The 16,226-nt window shown below is 36.7% G+C and carries 18 protein-coding genes; 11 read left to right on the top strand and 7 right to left on the bottom strand.

The features are described 5' to 3' along the window. Positions 1 to 217: 217 nt before the first annotated feature. The 5 genes from M2372_RS06920 (at position 218) to M2372_RS06900 (ending at position 4,435) form a co-directional block, all read left to right on the top strand. Entirely contained in the window at positions 218 to 1,438 is a 1,221-nt protein-coding gene (locus tag M2372_RS06920; protein WP_123319674.1) for a TCR/Tet family MFS transporter, read from the top strand. 50 nt (positions 1,439 to 1,488) lie between these two features. After that, a complete protein-coding gene (locus M2372_RS06915) occupies positions 1,489 to 2,391 on the top strand; it encodes an AraC family transcriptional regulator (RefSeq protein ID WP_123319673.1) in 903 nt (300 codons plus the stop codon). Positions 2,392 to 2,463: 72 nt separating this feature from the next. Further along, positions 2,464 to 3,120: a hypothetical protein gene (locus M2372_RS06910; protein WP_228455720.1), complete on the top strand. Its 657-nt coding sequence runs from the start codon at positions 2,464 to 2,466 to the stop codon at positions 3,118 to 3,120. Positions 3,121 to 3,163: 43 nt separating this feature from the next. Continuing rightward, complete coding sequence (locus M2372_RS06905; protein WP_123319672.1) at positions 3,164 to 3,628, top strand: DoxX family protein; 465 nt, start codon at positions 3,164 to 3,166, stop codon at positions 3,626 to 3,628. 9 nt (positions 3,629 to 3,637) lie between these two features. Then, complete coding sequence (locus M2372_RS06900) at positions 3,638 to 4,435, top strand: arylamine N-acetyltransferase (protein ID WP_185018816.1); 798 nt, start codon at positions 3,638 to 3,640, stop codon at positions 4,433 to 4,435. A 94-nt stretch (positions 4,436 to 4,529) separates the two neighbouring features. Here the strand turns inward: M2372_RS06900 and M2372_RS06895 are convergent, their stop codons facing one another. Together M2372_RS06895 and M2372_RS06890 are read right to left on the bottom strand one after the other, a co-directional pair. Then, positions 4,530 to 5,213: an alpha/beta hydrolase gene (locus M2372_RS06895; RefSeq protein WP_123319670.1), complete on the bottom strand. Its 684-nt coding sequence runs from the start codon at positions 5,211 to 5,213 to the stop codon at positions 4,530 to 4,532. Between the two features lie 109 nt (positions 5,214 to 5,322). Further along, entirely contained in the window at positions 5,323 to 6,270 is a 948-nt protein-coding gene (locus M2372_RS06890) for a hypothetical protein (RefSeq protein ID WP_123319669.1), read from the bottom strand. Between the two features lie 333 nt (positions 6,271 to 6,603). Between M2372_RS06890 and M2372_RS06885 the strand changes: the two genes are divergently transcribed. The 4 genes from M2372_RS06885 to M2372_RS06870 all read left to right on the top strand — a co-directional run bounded on the left by M2372_RS06885 (position 6,604) and on the right by M2372_RS06870 (position 8,927). Then, positions 6,604 to 6,942: a twin-arginine translocase TatA/TatE family subunit gene (locus tag M2372_RS06885; protein WP_115972313.1), complete on the top strand. Its 339-nt coding sequence runs from the start codon at positions 6,604 to 6,606 to the stop codon at positions 6,940 to 6,942. 3 nt (positions 6,943 to 6,945) lie between these two features. Next, a complete protein-coding gene (locus tag M2372_RS06880) occupies positions 6,946 to 7,512 on the top strand; it encodes a phosphatase PAP2 family protein (RefSeq protein WP_115972312.1) in 567 nt (188 codons plus the stop codon). After that, complete coding sequence (locus tag M2372_RS06875) at positions 7,509 to 8,321, top strand: lipopolysaccharide assembly protein LapB (RefSeq protein WP_123319668.1); 813 nt, start codon at positions 7,509 to 7,511, stop codon at positions 8,319 to 8,321. The genes M2372_RS06880 and M2372_RS06875 overlap by 4 nt, the downstream gene beginning before the upstream one ends. 150 nt (positions 8,322 to 8,471) lie before the next feature. Next, positions 8,472 to 8,927: a tRNA (cytidine(34)-2'-O)-methyltransferase gene (locus tag M2372_RS06870; RefSeq protein ID WP_123319667.1), complete on the top strand. Its 456-nt coding sequence runs from the start codon at positions 8,472 to 8,474 to the stop codon at positions 8,925 to 8,927. 23 nt (positions 8,928 to 8,950) lie between these two features. Here the strand turns inward: M2372_RS06870 and M2372_RS06865 are convergent, their stop codons facing one another. Then, positions 8,951 to 9,424, bottom strand: a complete 474-nt coding sequence (locus M2372_RS06865) for a 23S rRNA (pseudouridine(1915)-N(3))-methyltransferase RlmH (protein ID WP_123319666.1) — start codon at positions 9,422 to 9,424, stop codon at positions 8,951 to 8,953. Between the two features lie 110 nt (positions 9,425 to 9,534). Next, positions 9,535 to 10,524, bottom strand: a complete 990-nt coding sequence (locus M2372_RS06860; RefSeq protein ID WP_123319665.1) for a GlxA family transcriptional regulator — start codon at positions 10,522 to 10,524, stop codon at positions 9,535 to 9,537. A gap of 116 nt (positions 10,525 to 10,640) precedes the next feature. On the opposite strand from M2372_RS06860, the gene M2372_RS06855 reads away from it, so the two are divergent. After that, entirely contained in the window at positions 10,641 to 11,090 is a 450-nt protein-coding gene (locus M2372_RS06855; protein WP_123319664.1) for a DUF1569 domain-containing protein, read from the top strand. Positions 11,091 to 11,345: 255 nt separating this feature from the next. Next, a complete protein-coding gene (locus M2372_RS06850; RefSeq protein ID WP_123319663.1) occupies positions 11,346 to 12,359 on the top strand; it encodes a YihY/virulence factor BrkB family protein in 1,014 nt (337 codons plus the stop codon). On the opposite strand, the gene nhaA is transcribed toward M2372_RS06850, so the two are convergent. The 3 genes from nhaA to M2372_RS06835 form a co-directional block, all read right to left on the bottom strand. Continuing rightward, entirely contained in the window at positions 12,356 to 13,534 is a 1,179-nt protein-coding gene (gene nhaA / locus M2372_RS06845; RefSeq protein ID WP_123319662.1) for a Na+/H+ antiporter NhaA, read from the bottom strand. The two genes, M2372_RS06850 and nhaA, sit on opposite strands and share 4 nt — an antisense overlap. 2 nt (positions 13,535 to 13,536) lie before the next feature. Next, positions 13,537 to 15,747 carry a bifunctional (p)ppGpp synthetase/guanosine-3',5'-bis(diphosphate) 3'-pyrophosphohydrolase gene (locus tag M2372_RS06840; RefSeq protein WP_123319661.1) on the bottom strand — a complete coding sequence of 737 codons (2,211 nt, stop codon included), beginning with the start codon at positions 15,745 to 15,747 and terminating at the stop codon, positions 13,537 to 13,539. A 109-nt stretch (positions 15,748 to 15,856) separates the two neighbouring features. Beyond that, positions 15,857 to 16,222, bottom strand: a complete 366-nt coding sequence (locus M2372_RS06835; protein WP_115972305.1) for a hypothetical protein — start codon at positions 16,220 to 16,222, stop codon at positions 15,857 to 15,859. Positions 16,223 to 16,226 lie beyond the last annotated feature (4 nt).

The raw sequence follows: 16,226 nt of genomic DNA, 5'->3' as shown, positions 1-16,226 counted from the left end.
CAATTTAATAATAAAAAAGACCTGTTTCATGTTCATTTGAAATCAGGTCTTTTTGTTTTATGGTTGCCATATCTTTAATCTTCAGCCTTTTAGATTGTTGAAAATAATACAAAAACAACAGGTCTTTTAATATAATTCTGTTGTTCAATATTATACTTCTTTAACGTAGTGAAATTTAGAACCATTATTTTTAAGATTTGATTAATTTTGCATCATCATGGAAAATTCAAAGAAAAAAGCAGCTATAGGCTTTATATTTATTACTTTACTGATTGATATTACAGGATGGGGGATCATTATTCCTGTTGTTCCCAAATTAATTGAAGAGTTGATTCATGCAGATATCAGTGAAGCCGCAAAATATGGAGGCTGGCTGGGGTTTGCATATGCATTTACACAGTTTATTTTTTCTCCGTTGGTAGGTAATCTGAGTGACAAATACGGGCGAAGGCCTATTATTCTGATCTCTCTTTTCGGATTTGCGGTGGATTATATTTTCCTGGCGTTAGCTCCAACTATCTGGTGGCTTTTCCTGGGAAGGGTGATTGCTGGGATTACCGGAGCAAGTGTAACTACGGCAAGCGCTTATATTGCTGATATTTCCAATGATGAAGACAGGGCTAAAAACTTTGGACTGATAGGAGCCGCTTTTGGTCTCGGATTTATTATAGGACCTGTTCTGGGGGGAGTTTTGGGGCATTATGGTGCAAGAGTTCCTTTCTATGCAGCAGCAGTATTGTGTCTTCTTAATTTCCTTTATGGGTATTTTATTCTTCCTGAAAGTTTAGATAAAGATAAAAGAAGAGAGTTTGATTGGAAACGCGCCAATCCGGTAGGGTCTTTTAAATTCTTAGGGAAGCACCCAGAAATTTCAGGACTGATCACTGCATTGATTCTGATCTATATTGCAGGGCATGCTGTACAGAGTAACTGGAGCTTTTTTACGATGTATAAATTTAACTGGACAGAAAGAATGGTCGGGATTTCATTAGGGGTTGTTGGTCTGCTTGTTGGTTTGGTACAGGGACTTCTGATCAGATGGACAACCCCAAGATTGGGAGAGCAGAAGAGTATTTATTATGGCCTGGCGATGTATGCTGTAGGGCTGTTATTATTTGCTTTTGCTTCGGAAGGCTGGATGATGTTTGCTTTCTTAGTTCCTTACTGCCTGGGGGGAATCTGTGGTCCGGCTTTACAATCGGTGATTACAAAAAGTGTCCCTTCTAATGAACAAGGGGAGCTTCAGGGAGCATTAACCAGCTTAATGAGTGCAACTTCTATTATTGGCCCGCCTATGATGACCAATCTGTTCTATTTCTTCACCCATGATGAAGCACCATTCAAATTTTCAGGAGCGCCATTCTTTCTGGCATTTATCTTAATGACCATTAGTGTTGTGATTACATATTCTGCTTTTAAGAAAAATGGAAAGATTTAATAAATCTCACTTTTAACGGAAGGAGGGATAAAAATCATTATTTTTAAGATGTGAAACGTATTCCTCAATACCAACCGGATGAATTTAATACGATCCTTAATCTGGATTGGGCAGGAAAGGCTATGCAGAAAAAAGGGTTGAATGAATTCTTTATAGAGCCACTTCAGGTGCTTAGTGAAGCAAAAACTCCCTCTCAGCCACACCGCAAAACGGTAAACGATTTTGTGTTTATCAAAAGAGGATTTCTTGAAAAAATGGTTTGTTCAGATACGTTTACCGTACAGGAAAATATGATCATTCTTCTTCCTCCGTATAAGATCCGTACATTCATTAAAAACACACCGGATATTGAGGGTTTCTATTGTCATTTTTCCGACGATTTTATTGCAGAAGGCCCAGGATTGAAATATTTGCAGGATATTCTGAGTTATGCAGAGATTAAAAACAATCCTACACTTTATCTGGATGATCAACATGAGAAGAGGATTTTTTTGATCCTGAAGCAGATGGAGAGCTTGTATATAACCAGTGATAGTATGGAACTGGTTAGGCTTTATCTTTTTACTGTATTGGGAGAGATCAGGCATTTTATAGAAAAGCTTCCGAAAGAGTATCTATCAGCTAATGAAACTGTTGTGTTGAAATTTAGGAGGTTAATTACAAGTCGGATTCAGAATTTACATGCTGTAAAAGAATATGCTGATCTGCTTAATGTTTCCCCTAATCATTTGAATAAAACAATAAAAAAAGCAACTGGAAAAACGGCTTCCGAAATTATTATTGAAGCTCTTGTGATGGAGGCTAGAGCTTTGCTGTCTTTACCTCAATATACTGTTTCTGAAGTTGCAGTGGCCTTAGGTATAGATGATGCTTCTTATTTTTCTCGTCTTTTTAAAAAGCACACGGGTCTAAGTCCGTCAGATTATAAAAAAAAGATTGATTTATCCTGGTAATGGATGCATATGTTCTAACCTGATCTTGTTGTATTTGAGAATTTTGCAAATACAATTACGATGGCTTAGAAAATGAAACAAATATTACTTTTCAGTATTGGCTTAATGCCCTTATTATTTTTCTCTCAAAATAATAAACAGGTTCCCAATTCTCCTATTGCCTTTGAAGCTTTAGCAGGGAATAAAGGAATTGCTACCCAGATGACTATCAATAAAGGTTTTCAGGATATTAGAGGGTTGGGGTTTTTTAGTGCTGCCAACATTTCTTCAAAATGGAATGAAGAGCATTCCAATGATGCCATGATTCAGGCAAATCTAACTTTTGAAGTGATTAAGAATATCCGGGTATTGGGTGGAATGCATTATACTCCTACTACAGGACTTAGGCCTACAGCAGGAATATTATATTCATTAAGTACCCCCGAATTTTTACTCATTGTCAATCCCAGATTTATTGGGTTTTCTGAAAAAAGTATAGCAGAAGGTATGATGCTATTGGAATATAAACCTTCAATCAACGAAAACTGGAAAGGATATTCACGAATTCAGGCTCTTTATTCAGAAACTATAAAAGATGGAGCACACGCACGCAGTTATCTGATGCTTCGGCTTGGGGTAAGTTATAAGCCTCTCACTTTTGGGCTTGGTGCCAATTGGGATCGTTATGGACCTTTTAAGGAAAGTAAACAGAATTTTGGAGTATTTGCTGCGATCAGGCTGTTTCATTGAAATATACATTTTTTACTATAATTTTTTTATTCTTTTAATTAACATGAAACATTTAATTTTTCAAACGAATAATACCTGGACCGGAACCTTGCTGAGATGGACGGTAGGTATTGTATTTATACCTCATGGGCTTCAAAAAACGTTGGGGTTATTTGGAGGAATGGGTTGGGATGGAACAATGAAATTTTTTACAGAAAATCTGCAGCTTCCCTATATGGTTGCAAGTACAGTAATTTTGGTGGAATTTTTGGGATCAATATCATTGTTGTTGGGCTGGGCAACCAGATTCTGGGCTTTATCATTTATAGGGTTACTGATCGGAATTATGTTTTCTTCTCATCTGGATAACGGGTTTTTTATGAATTGGCTGGGTACCCAAAAAGGAGAGGGATGTCAGTTTGACATTCTTGCGATTGGAATAGTTGTAACTTTGCTTATGGAAGGCGGAGGGAAATTATCAGTAGACCGTTGGATTTTGACCAAATATATCTTAAAAAAAGAATTATAAATGAATATTATGAACCAATTAAAATTAGAAAAATACCTTAAAAGAATTCACTATTCGGGAAATTTGGAAATGAATATAGAGGTTTTAAAAAATATTCATCAGTTGCATCCTCAGTATATTCCATTTGAAAATATAGATTCTTATACAGGAACAGTGCCGTCATTGGATCCCGAAGATATTTTTCAGAAATTAATCGTTGAATCCAGGGGCGGTTATTGTTATGAACAGAATCTACTTTTGAGTGAAATATTGAAATATATCGGCTTTACAGTAGAATTGCAGTTGGGCAGAGTGTTGTGGCGAAAAGACGAAAACAGCAGCTCCGCCAGAACACACTTATTACTGATTGTAGAACTAAATGCTCAGAAATACCTTGTAGACTGTGGCTTTGGAACAGCGACACTTACCGGACCTTTACTTCTGAATGAGGAAAAGCCTCAACAGACCCCTAATGAACAATTTAGAATTTTACAGAAAAACGGAGCTTATACACTTTGGACTCAAAGAGAAAACTGGCTGCCGGTATATCGGTTTGAACTTGAGCATGTAGAACCTCTGGATCTGGATATTTCCAATTGGTATCTTTCTACTTACCCGGAATCCAATTTTAAAAAGAACCTTATTCTTTCAAAAGTAGATGAAAATGCACGTTATACCCTCGCTGGCCACACATTAAATATACGACGGGGAGCTGGAGAAAAAGAAACGGTTATAGTAGAAAACAACGAGCAGTTATACCAAATATTAAGAGAAACTTTTGGGCTGAAAAAAAATGCAGTTGATCTATTAAAGCAGAAAATAGAGTAATAATATTTTAAAGAATTTTAAAAAAAATAAAAACCAAAGGAAGCACGCTCCCTTTGGTTTTTTAATAATTTGAATTCTATCGAAATTTAATGATCTATTGTATAGAAGTAGCTGCATCTCTAATCACTTTTAATACAGCATCCGGTTGTGAGATCATAGGAACATGGCTGCTTTCCAATTCAATTGTAGTAGCTTTCATTCTGTCAGCAAAAAAATGTTCCAATTCAGGGTTGATGGTATGATCGTTTTTTGCTATAATATACCAGTTTGGTTTTTCTTTCCATGCAGGTGTTGTTGTTATCTGTGCTCCAAATAAAGCTATGGAGGCAGGCCCTTGAGTAGCGTACATCAATGCTGTTTCCTCCTGTGGAAGATCACCTGCAAAGTGCTTTTGCATTCCCTCAAGTCCCATCCATATTAAGCCATCTGCAATTTCAAGATGATTTGACGCTTCGGCGGGATACTTTTCTGAAAGCTCCCCTAAACTTTCCCCTTCGTCAGGCGCTAGTGCGGCAACGTAAACCAGTCCTTTTACTTTTGGATCGTTTCCTGCCGCGGTGATCACTGCTCCGCCCCATGAGTGACCTATTAAGATTGTTGGGCCTTCCACTCTTGCCAACGCCTTTTGGGTAGCTAATACGTCATCCTCTAGAGTTGTTAATGGATTTTGTACGGAAATTACTTTGTGGCCATCCTCTAATAAAGTGGGAATAAGTTTGTTCCAACCAGAGCCGTCAGCCCAAAGTCCGTGTACGAAAATAATGTTTGCTTTTTTCATTGTATTTTTTAAGATTAAATATGAATTTTATAATCCTTCTGAGATATAATCTTATTGTTTAGATTGTATTATTAATGTAATGAGTATAGTAGGATTATGTTTTGATAACTTAAGGATAGAGGGATTTTGTGCCATTAGCTACAATATTGCTTCCAAGTCCTGAAAATGATACTGAAAATTTACTTGCATTAAAGCTTAAAGAACCGGTTGGAGTACAGAGACCCAGTGCATACTGACATTGTCCGTAAGCTCCTGTTCTTTTAGTGATCTTGCTTTCGCTTTTTGCCTTTCCTAAACTGATGTTGGACCAGTCATTTACATCAGCATTGGAAACACTTGAGCCTGTATAATAAATGGTGATTTGATATCCTGCTTCACCTCTTTTAGATCCCCAAAGCCATTTTGCAGTCCACCATTCCTTGTACCATTTAGAGGCCACTTTTGCTGTTGCTCCTGCATTAGAGTCTTCGGCGGTACCTCTTGTATCCATTATGGTAAGGCTTCCAAGGACATTATCCCAGATTATTCCTGATTCATTATAAAAGCAAAGCGTTGTGAACTTTCCATTTTTATTGCTCCAGATTACTTCCATAACGTTGGTTCCTGTTTTTATTTCTTCAGTTACCATTTCTTTTAATCCGGTTTGGGCAGTGCTAAGATCATCTCCTGTATACAGATCACCAATTCTTCCCAATTTTACAGTAGAAAGATCCATAAGGTTTCCCACAGCAATAAACTGATCTTTATTAGAAATAAGATGTTGAGACAGTTCGATTCCTTTTTGAGTTGAGATTTTTCCGATTACATTCACACCGGCAATCTGAAGGTCATTGTTCAGATATTTTTCAAGGTTCTTTTGAGATTCGCTCAGTTGAATCTGTACAACATCAGGAGCAGCCTGTGAAGTAGGAGTGGTTTCTTTTTTAAGATCAGCAGTGGTGATTTTAGCCTGAACGGTTTCCTGTTTTGTAATTTCGTTGTTATCATCACTACAGCTGCTGAAGGTTAATACCGATAATACAGCGATAAATTTAAAAGAAGTAACTAGTTTTTTCATAATAAAATGTATTTAAGATTGTGTATAGTAAATGTAATAAAATGTTAATTAATTCTCAATCATTTGAATTAATTATTTGTTAATTTGAATGTAATTACTGTTTGAGATGCTATTTAAAAAAAGGAGAGGGGTTGGAATGAAGAGATAACAGACAGATAGATGATGAATGGGGATGGGAGAAAGTAAATCAGGATACCAGAGGTACAACTATAAACCTTAAATATTAAACCATAAACCTAGGACTTAAAACCAGCCTCGCAGTCAAAATCTTAAAATTTGTTTAAATTTTTAGTTTATCATCAATAAATGTATAATCTTTCGTAATTTTACAGCATGGAATTAAGCATTGGAGAAATGGCATTGATTGCCATTGCAATCGTTGTATTATTCGGACCTGATAAGCTGCCTCAGATCGCGCGTGACCTAGGTGCAGGCGTTAGAAAAATGCGTGGCGCTGTGGAAGATATTAAAACCGAGATCATGAAGGAAACGGATAATCCTGTTTCTGAGATCAAACGTGAAATTGAGAAGGTGAAAGATGCAGCTAAAGACTTCAACCCGATGAAGGATATCGAGAAAGACATTCTTACAGAGCCTACCTCTGCCACTCAGGAGCCTCCAAAACCAAAGCCAGCCGATGATGAAACCTACGAAGGGCCAGTAAGCAGATAACGTATGGAAGAAATCATTCAGGAAGATAAGCAGGTGTTTCTATACCTTAACAATTTGGGCGATCCGGCTTTTGATCAGTTTTGGATGCTGATATCCAGTACCTGGATCTGGGTACCCCTTTATATTATATTCCTTTATTTTTTGTACAAAAATTATAAGCTAAAATCTTTAGTTTTTATTCTTATATTCTTAGCATTGGGAGCAACAGTTTCTGATCAGCTTGCCAGCGTATTCAAATATGGAGTGGCAAGATTAAGACCATGCCATGATCCCACTCTGGAGCACTACATGAGAATTGTGAAATGTGGCGGACAGTTTGGATTTTATTCTGCCCATGCGTCGAATACCTTCTTTTTAGCCGCTTTTTTAAGTATTTTGCTTAAAAATAAACTTAAATGGTTTCCTTATGCTATATTTGTATGGGCTATAGTGGTTTCTTACAGCCGAATATATTTAGGAGTGCATTTTCCAATTGATATTTTGGTGGGAGCGTTTGTTGGATCTTTATTGGGAGTGATATTTGGTGCACTTGCCAGGAAAGTAATCAACAAACAAAATATATCCTCATGAAAAAATCTTTATTACTTTTAGTTTCCGTTAGCTTTTCATTCCATGTCTTTGCCCAGGATAAAAAAATGGCCGAAGAATGTTTTAAAAAAGCAGATTATAAATGTGCTGAAGAACAGTATTCCAAACTGGCAGATAAAGAACAGATCCGAAAAATTCAATCCGAATATTATAATAATCTGGGAACAGCACAAAGAAGACTGGGTAAAACAGAGTCTGCTTTTAAATCGTATGATAATGCCTTAAAGACCAACCCGATGTCAGTATCTGTCTATGAGAACCTTGCTTCTCTATACAGCCAGAAAGGAGATAAAAGAAGAGCATTGGATTATATTGAAAAGGGGCTCAAAGTAGATGATAAAAGTACTGATCTCTATCTTACACGTTCCAAGATTTATGAAAGTCAGGAAAAAAAAGATCTGGCCAAGAAGGACCTTAATCAGATCCTGAGCTTTGCACCGGATAATATTTTTGCTAAAACAGGGTTGGCCAATCTGAAAAAAAATAATGGTGAGCTGGAGGATGCGCTGAAAGACTATAATCAACTCATTGCCGAAAAGCCAGAATCATTGCTATATAACGGACGGGCAGATGTTTATTTAAAAATGAGAAAAAATAAGGATGCTCTTGCAGACGTCAATAAAGCCCTTGCCATTGATCCTAAGTTCGCTCAGTCATATGTAACAAAAGCATTGATCCTGTTTAATACAGCCAAGCCTAAAGAAGCTTGTGAAAACCTGGATAAAGCTGTAAAATATGGGTATGAAAAAGCGATATTAGCTGATTATTATACTAAATGTGATAGAAAATAATATCACCATAAGCTATACTTTTTTCTGCGACTAAAAGACAACTTGAATATACAGGTTGTAGAAAATCATTATTTTAATCATACATAAAGAACAGCTGAATATAGCAAGCGCTTAGCTTTAGCAGTTTTTTATTCATATAAAAGATAATACATGTTAAATATTGTTCTTGTAGAACCTGAAATACCTAATAATACGGGAAATATTGGTCGTTTGTGTGTGGGAACAGGCTGCAGACTGCACTTGGTTCATCCCTTCGGATTTGTAATTAATGATAAAAACCTGAAGCGGTCCGGCCTTGATTATTGGGTACATCTTGATGTCTCTGAATATGCTAATGTAGAGGAATGGGTAAAAAGTATCCCAGATCCGTCACGGGTATTCTTAATGAGTTCCCATGCAGAAAAGTCATATTTGGATAATACTTTCCAGGATGGGGATTGGTTGGTTTTCGGAAAGGAGAGTGTAGGACTGAGTAAAGAAGTCTTAGATCAGTTTGAACACCATTTAACCATTCCAATGTCAAAACTCATTCGAAGTTTTAATATAGCCAATTCTGTTGCTTTTGTCGTAGGAGAAGCTAACAGACAGATCGGATTAAAAATATAGCCTTATTATTGATAGGGCTTTTTTTAGTCATTATGATAGGGTTTCCCCTGAAGGATCTGATCTGCGCGATAAAGCTGTTCAACAATGAATAGACGGATCATCTGATGGGTAAAGGTCATTTTTGATAATGACATTTTTTCATTTGCCCTGCTGTAAATATCCTCTGAAAAGCCATAAGCACCACCAATCAGGATATGCACCTTTTTTACAGAAGAATTCATCCAGTTGTCAATTTTCTGGGAAAACTCACGGCTGGTAAACTGTTTTCCTTTTTCATCAAGAATCACAACCAGGTCATTTTTATCAATATGATTCAGAAATAGTTTGGCTTCTTCTTTTTTAAGAAGATCCGGAGATAAGTTTTTGGCATTTTTAACATCAGGAATCTCTGTAATTTCAAAATTCCAGTGCTTGGGAAGACGGTTAAGATAGTAAGTGATCAGAGAGGTAATTTCCTTGTCGTCTGTCTTTCCGATACAAAGTAAGCTGATTCGCATTGATAAAATTTTCAGTCGGCAAAGATAGTGATTTTTTAACGGTTGAAATTTAAGAATAAATATTTCAGATTGGCTGTTGGAAGATGATAATGACGCCATTCTTTTTCATTTTAATCAATTAAATTGCCCTTATACTTGTTTTTGTAATCAATAGGAGTAAGACCAGTGATTCGTTTGAATAAAGTTCTGAATGTTTTCAGGTCATTGTAGCCAATGCTGTAAGTAATATCGGCAATATTGGATTCTCCGGTTTCCAATGCTTTTTTGGCGGCTTCTACTTTTACTCGCTGAATATATTCTATAGGATTCAAAGTGGTTGCATTTTTAAACCTTCGGATAAAATTTCGTTTGCTCATATTGACACGGCCGGCAATTTGCTCTACAGAAATGTCAGTTTTAAATCCTTTTTCAATATAATTTTGAGCTTGATGGATTTCATGATCATCGTGGAGGCGCTGTCCGGAAAAAATACTGAAAATATTCTGTGAAGTACGGCCATAGTCTAATGCATAATATTTGCTGAGTTCCACTGCAATTTCCTTAGTGGAGTTCTTTTCTATAAAATAAAGCAGGGCATTTAAAGATGAAAATCCGCCACCACCTGTGATGATCGCCTTAGAATGAGTAACTACATGATCCGGCTTAAAGTCGATTAAAGGATATTTTTTTTGCAGGTCTTCCAAAGCGCCCCAGTGTGAAGTGCCAGGCATACCATTTAGCAGCCCACATTCAGCTAAAAAATAAGCGCCTGTGCACAAACTGATTATTTCAGCTTTCTGGTTATATTTTTCTTTTATCCATGTAAGAAGCTGAAGATTTTCAGCTAATAATGCATCCGCCTGTTCTGAAGAAGAGATATTATTAGGCGGAATAATGACTACATCTGTCTTAAATTCATCAGTTATAGTTTTTGAACATTGAAGCTGTATGGGAAGATTGGTTTTTACCTCTTTTTGATCAGCCCCAATAAATTCTATTTGAAAAAGAGCAGGCAGATGATTTCTAAGTGCTGTTTCATTGGCGCTTGTAAGCAATGCAATGGTGTTGGAGACTGCTGTACACATTACATTTTCATACAGTATAATTGAAATGTGCTTCATATCAGTTTATTAGTACTTAAAGTTACATTAATTTTGGCACAAAATACACTGTTGGATGTCATTTTTGTGTAGTAAGGATCTTTCTGAACTGTTATAATTTTACAAAAAGATTTATTATGAAAACAATATTTGATAATAACGCAAGAGAAGAACTCATCGGCAGGATTGATACACTTTCTCAAAAGAATACCGCGCAATGGGGAAAGATGAACCTCTATCAGATGGTAAAGCATTGTACGGACTGGAATGATTGGGTATTGGGAAGCAGTCAATACAGATATAAGCAGGATTTTTTAGGAAAGATCTTTGGGAAAATGGTTCTGAAGGGAATGGTAAAGGATGATAAGCCGATGGGCAAAAACTCTCCTGCCGGAAGTTTTGCAATAAAGGAATTATCAGGAGACACAGAAGCTCTTCAAAAGAAATGGAAAGGACAAATAGCTTCCTATGATAGTTATGCCAACCCGGATTTTATTCATGATTTCTTTGGAAAGATGACAAAAGAAGAAATCGGTATTTTTGTTTATAAACATATGGATCATCATTTACGGCAGTTTAATGTGTAGGGGGCTGAATACAATTTTAATTATTTTAATAGTCTGCAGTTAATGTAAAAAGGATCATATCTATAAAAGAGAAATTATCCGGATTTTTATGGTGAATGTCCATAAGTCTCAATTCTATATAATTCACATTGAGAAACAGGAGAGGGAAAATGTTTATATTTGTAAGAGAGATCGAGAAAATATCTTCAAAAAACACTCATCATTTGGGTGAGTTGGTATTTAATCTTTTGACTAATCACGAAATTGCAGCAATAGATGAGTGTAAAGGTTCCCAGATTTATCCTGAAAGTTCAGGAGTTTTTTGATGACATCCATATTCCCGTTTTGGGAATATCGCTTTGGCAGATGTTTCAGATCTATATCTCCGGGATTTTTAAAGGAAAGATAGGGCGAAAGGCAGCTGCTATTTCCTGGAGTTTTACCATGAGTCTATTTCCTTTTATTCTGTTCCTACTTTCCGTGCTGCCATATATGCCGCATTATGACAAGCTACAGTTCTATATTTTTGATGTACTGATGCATAATGTGTTCCCATCCAATATGGAAGGCGATGTGAGAGGCTATATCGAAACCAATATTATTCCCAATATGAAAGGGATCAGTAACCTGACAATCGTATTGGCGCTCATATTTGCAACAAATGGTACTTTTTCCCTGATTAATGGGTTTAATGAAAATACAGAAGAAAAACTCAGTGATGTAAAAGAGTTTATCCTTTCATTCTTTATCACAATAGGTTTCATTACCATGGTTTTTCTAACACTTTTCGGAGTCTATTATGTGGAGGTTGTAATGAAGCTTTTTACCCCTGCTTATGACGTAACATGGCTGGTGGATAACCTTTCCAGTATCATTGGTTTTGTTTCTTTTCCTTTGTTTTATTTTATCCTTTTAACCTTATTCTATTGGTTGGGGACTGTGAAAATTACAAGGTTCAGACAGGCGATTCCCGGAGCGATTCTCACCACAATACTGTTTCTGGTGACGACCTATATTTTTGCTATTTATGTAAAAGATATTGCCCGGTATAACGTTCTTTACGGGTCTATTGGAAGTATGATCCTTTTGATGGTTTGGGTGAATGTAAATGTATATCTTTTACTTTTCGGGAATGAATTGAATATGGCTATCAGAAAACTCAGAATAGAAAAGCTGCTTTCGGATGAGATTCAGAAAGAAACGGTTAAGTATCATGCACAGGTTACAGAACCCAATTTTGAAAGTGATGAAGAACATCGCAGAAAGCTGGAAAACCAGAAAAAGAATTAATCTTCTTCCGGTTCCATATTTCTTTTAGAGCTGATGCTTAAAATAGTAAATCCTAAAATGGCCGCAATAAAGGAAGCGATCAGAATAGCAAATTTAGCCTCGTCCTGGATGAGAATTTCCCCTTTAAAGGACAATAAAGCAATAAAGATAGACATGGTAAATCCTATTCCTGCCAGCAAACCTACTCCGATCATCTGAGTCCAGTTGCTGTTTTGAGGCAGAGAACTGAGCCTTAATTTAATAGCAATCAAAGAAAATAGATTGATCCCGATCAGTTTTCCAAGAATCAATCCACAGATAATTCCTAACCCTAATGTGCTTGTAGCCCCTGCAACCATATCATTGGAAAATGTAATATTGGTATTGGTTAAAGCAAAAATAGGCATGATCAGAAAGCTTACAGGAATGTGAAGCTGATGCTCCAGTTTTTCCAGCGGTGAAATTTCAACATTGGAAGCATTGGTAGGAATTGAAAATGCCAGTACAACACCTGCAATCGTTGCATGAATTCCGGAGTGATGAAGGAAATACCATAAAAACAGTCCCGGAATAATATAAAATATTGTTTTGGTAACCTTTAAAAAGTTTAAAGCAAACAATAAAGCAGTAACTCCGAAAGAGAGTAGAAGATAGGTCCAATGAATCTGATCTGTATAAAAAACAGCAATCACAAGAATCGCTCCCAGATCATCTACGATAGCCAATGCGGCTAAAAATATCTTAATTGAGTTTGGGATTTTTTTCCCAAGCATAGAAATAATGGCAAGAGAAAAAGCAATATCTGTAGCCATGGGAATTCCCCAGCCATTGCTATATTCCGTTCCGTAATTGAAAATACTGTAGATAACCGCCGGAACAAGCATTCCACCCACTGCTGCAAAAATAGGCAGTGAAGCATTCTTAAAAGAAGAAAGTTCACCTTCTACAAGCTCTCTTTTGATTTCCAGTCCTACCAGAAGGAAGAATACAGCCATCAGACCGTCATTGATCCAGATGCTGACAGGATACTCCAGCTGAAACAGATGAGTTCCTACCTCCTTGTCTAAAAAGTTCTGAAAACTTTCAGCAAGAGATGAATTGGCAATAAGTAATGAAATAAGCACGCAGAAAATAAGGATAATTCCTGAGGCTTGACTGTTGTTGAAAAATCTTTTAAAATAAAGTGATAAATTCATGTTTACGATTGTAGTCGTCTCACTCTTGAGACTCCATTAATATTCTTGAGCTTCTTGAAGGTCTCCTCCAATTGCCCCTTATTCTTAACTTCAAGATTGATGTTTCCTGTGAAAACTCCGTTGTTGGATTCAATAGACATACTTTTCATATCCATACCCATACTTCCACTGATGACCGTTGTAATATCGTTGATCATACCCATTCTGTCAAGGCCTTCGATTTCGATCTTCACTCTGTTCTTGAAGCTTTCTGCATTGACCCATTTGGCAGGGATGACACGATAATCATACTGTGCTCTCAGGTTAATGGCATTCGGACAGTTGTCACTGTGTACTTTGATTCCATCGGAAATGGTGATGAATCCGAAAATTTTGTCCCCCGGGATTACCGTACAGCATTTTGCATAGCTGTAGTTCAGTTTTTCCTCATCTTTTCCAAAGATAATCATGTCAAGGTTTTGCTCTTTCGGTTCCTCGAAATGAACATTTTTGGATGGAGATTTTCTGAATCTGGAAAGTAAATTATTGAATACGTTTTTACTTTCAATATATTTTCTTAAACTGCTTGCATCCAGTTCGTTGGTCTGAAATTTAAGAAATAGTTCCTGTGATGATTTTAAATTAAAGAATTTTTGTAATTTATTGATCTCCTCATCATTGAAATTGATTTTGGCATGACGAAGCTTTCTCTGCAGAGTTTCTTTACCTTCTTCCACCAGTTGGTTTTTCTGGGAATTCAGGTAACTTTTAATTTTGGATTTTGCTTTTGAAGTCACTACAAATTCCAGCCAGTCAGACTTCGGTTTCTGGTTCTGAGAAGAAAGGATATCTACCTGATCTCCATTTTGAAGGACATAAGAAATCGGAACCAGTTTTCCGTTGATTTTAGCCCCTAAACATTTCATTCCCAAGTCTGAGTGAACGGAGAAGGCAAAGTCTAAAGCAGTTGCGTTGGTTGGTAAGATCTTAATTTCACCTTTTGGAGTAAATACAAACACCTCTTTTGAATAAAGATTCAGCTTGATGTTATCCAAAAGTTCAGAAGTAGAAAGGTTCTGCTGTTGCTCAAGGACTTCACGGATTTCCGTAACCCATTTTTCAAAATTACGGTCATCGGAGCTTTGTTTATAGCCTTCCTTATATTTATAGTGTGCGGCAACTCCTTTTTCAGCAATTTCGTCCATCCTTTCTGAACGGATCTGTACTTCAATCCATTTTCTATCAGGGCCCAGAACGGTAAGGTGAAGACTTTCATATCCTGTGGAACGGGGTTGGGTAATCCAGTCACGCATTCTTGACGGGTTACTGTGATAAACATCCGTAACAATGGAGTAGATTTTCCAGGCCAGGAATTTTTCGTTTTTAGCATCCGATTTATAGATAATCCTGATCGCATAGTTATCAAAAACTTCTTCAAAAGAAACTCCCTGCTTCAGCATTTTTCTGTAAATGGAAGAAATAGCCTTTGCGCGGCCTTTGATGGTGAAATTTAAACCTTCTTCCTTAAGTCTCTCAGAAACTTCGGTTTTAAATTCCTCAATGTATCTTTCACGGCTTTCTTTGGCCAATTCCAACTTTTCCGTGATTTCATTGTATACTTCCGGATTATTGTATTTTAAGGAAAGATCTTCCAGCTCAGATTTGATGTTGTATAATCCAAGGCGGTGTGCCATGGGAGCATAAATGTAAACCGTTTCTGAGGCGATTTTTTTCTGCTTGTCCGGAGCCATGCTTTCCAGTGTCCGCATATTATGAAGACGGTCTGCGATTTTGATCAGGATAACCCTGAAATCTTCAGACAGTGTCAGCAACAGTTTTCTGTAATTTTCTGACTGTACAGAGATATTCTGATGGTTCATGATGGATATTTTGGTTAATCCATTCACGATATTGGCGATTTTCTCTCCAAAGATCTTTTTCAGATCCTCATAAGTGTAATCAGAATCTTCAATGACATCATGCAGTAATGCACAGGCAATAGACGTTGCCCCCAAACCAATTTCTGTTGCTACAATTTTGGCTACAGCGATAGGGTGATAGATGTAAGGCTCTCCGGATTTTCTCCTTTGGTCTTTATGAGCATCCAATGCAATATCGAATGCTTTCCGGATGAGTTTGTTATTTTCCTCATCTAAAGTTCTGTATGTGTTGGAAATCAGGTCCTTATATCTAGAAAGGATCTCTTTATTCTCTTGTTCTAAATCGTAACTCATTTGTGCAGATGCCTATATTTAGACGAAAATACGAAAAATTTTACTTTTTTCAAACATAAAAAATCCGTAGTATGTACTACGGATTTCTGGTTATTAGGTTTTATATCGATTAGGATTTCACTTCTGAATTGATACCCTCGGTTGAGGTTTTAATTCTAATGTCCGGGCTGTTGTGAATCTCAGCCCTGTTTCTGGCATCAATGTACTTTTTAATCGTATCATAATTGGCCTGATCAATACTCATATTTTCAAATAAATAAGTTTTTATCACTGCATGCTGCGTGAAAATACTCCGGACATTATCCGTCTGGCTGCTATCCTTTACCGCCACACTTGCCAGATATTGGGCGTTAGTTGTTTCACTGCTAAGGTATATGATGTAATCAGAACTAGGAATTCCTGAATTTTCCAGATCACTCTCAAGCTTCTTGTAATCGCTATGGTGCTCAAATAGCCCAGCTAATATATTTGACATAATT

Origin of the sequence: Chryseobacterium sp. BIGb0232 (assembly GCF_024810195.1) — a bacterium.
Taxonomy (GTDB): domain Bacteria; phylum Bacteroidota; class Bacteroidia; order Flavobacteriales; family Weeksellaceae; genus Chryseobacterium; species Chryseobacterium pennae.
This window is presented reverse-complemented; position numbering and strand designations above follow the sequence as displayed.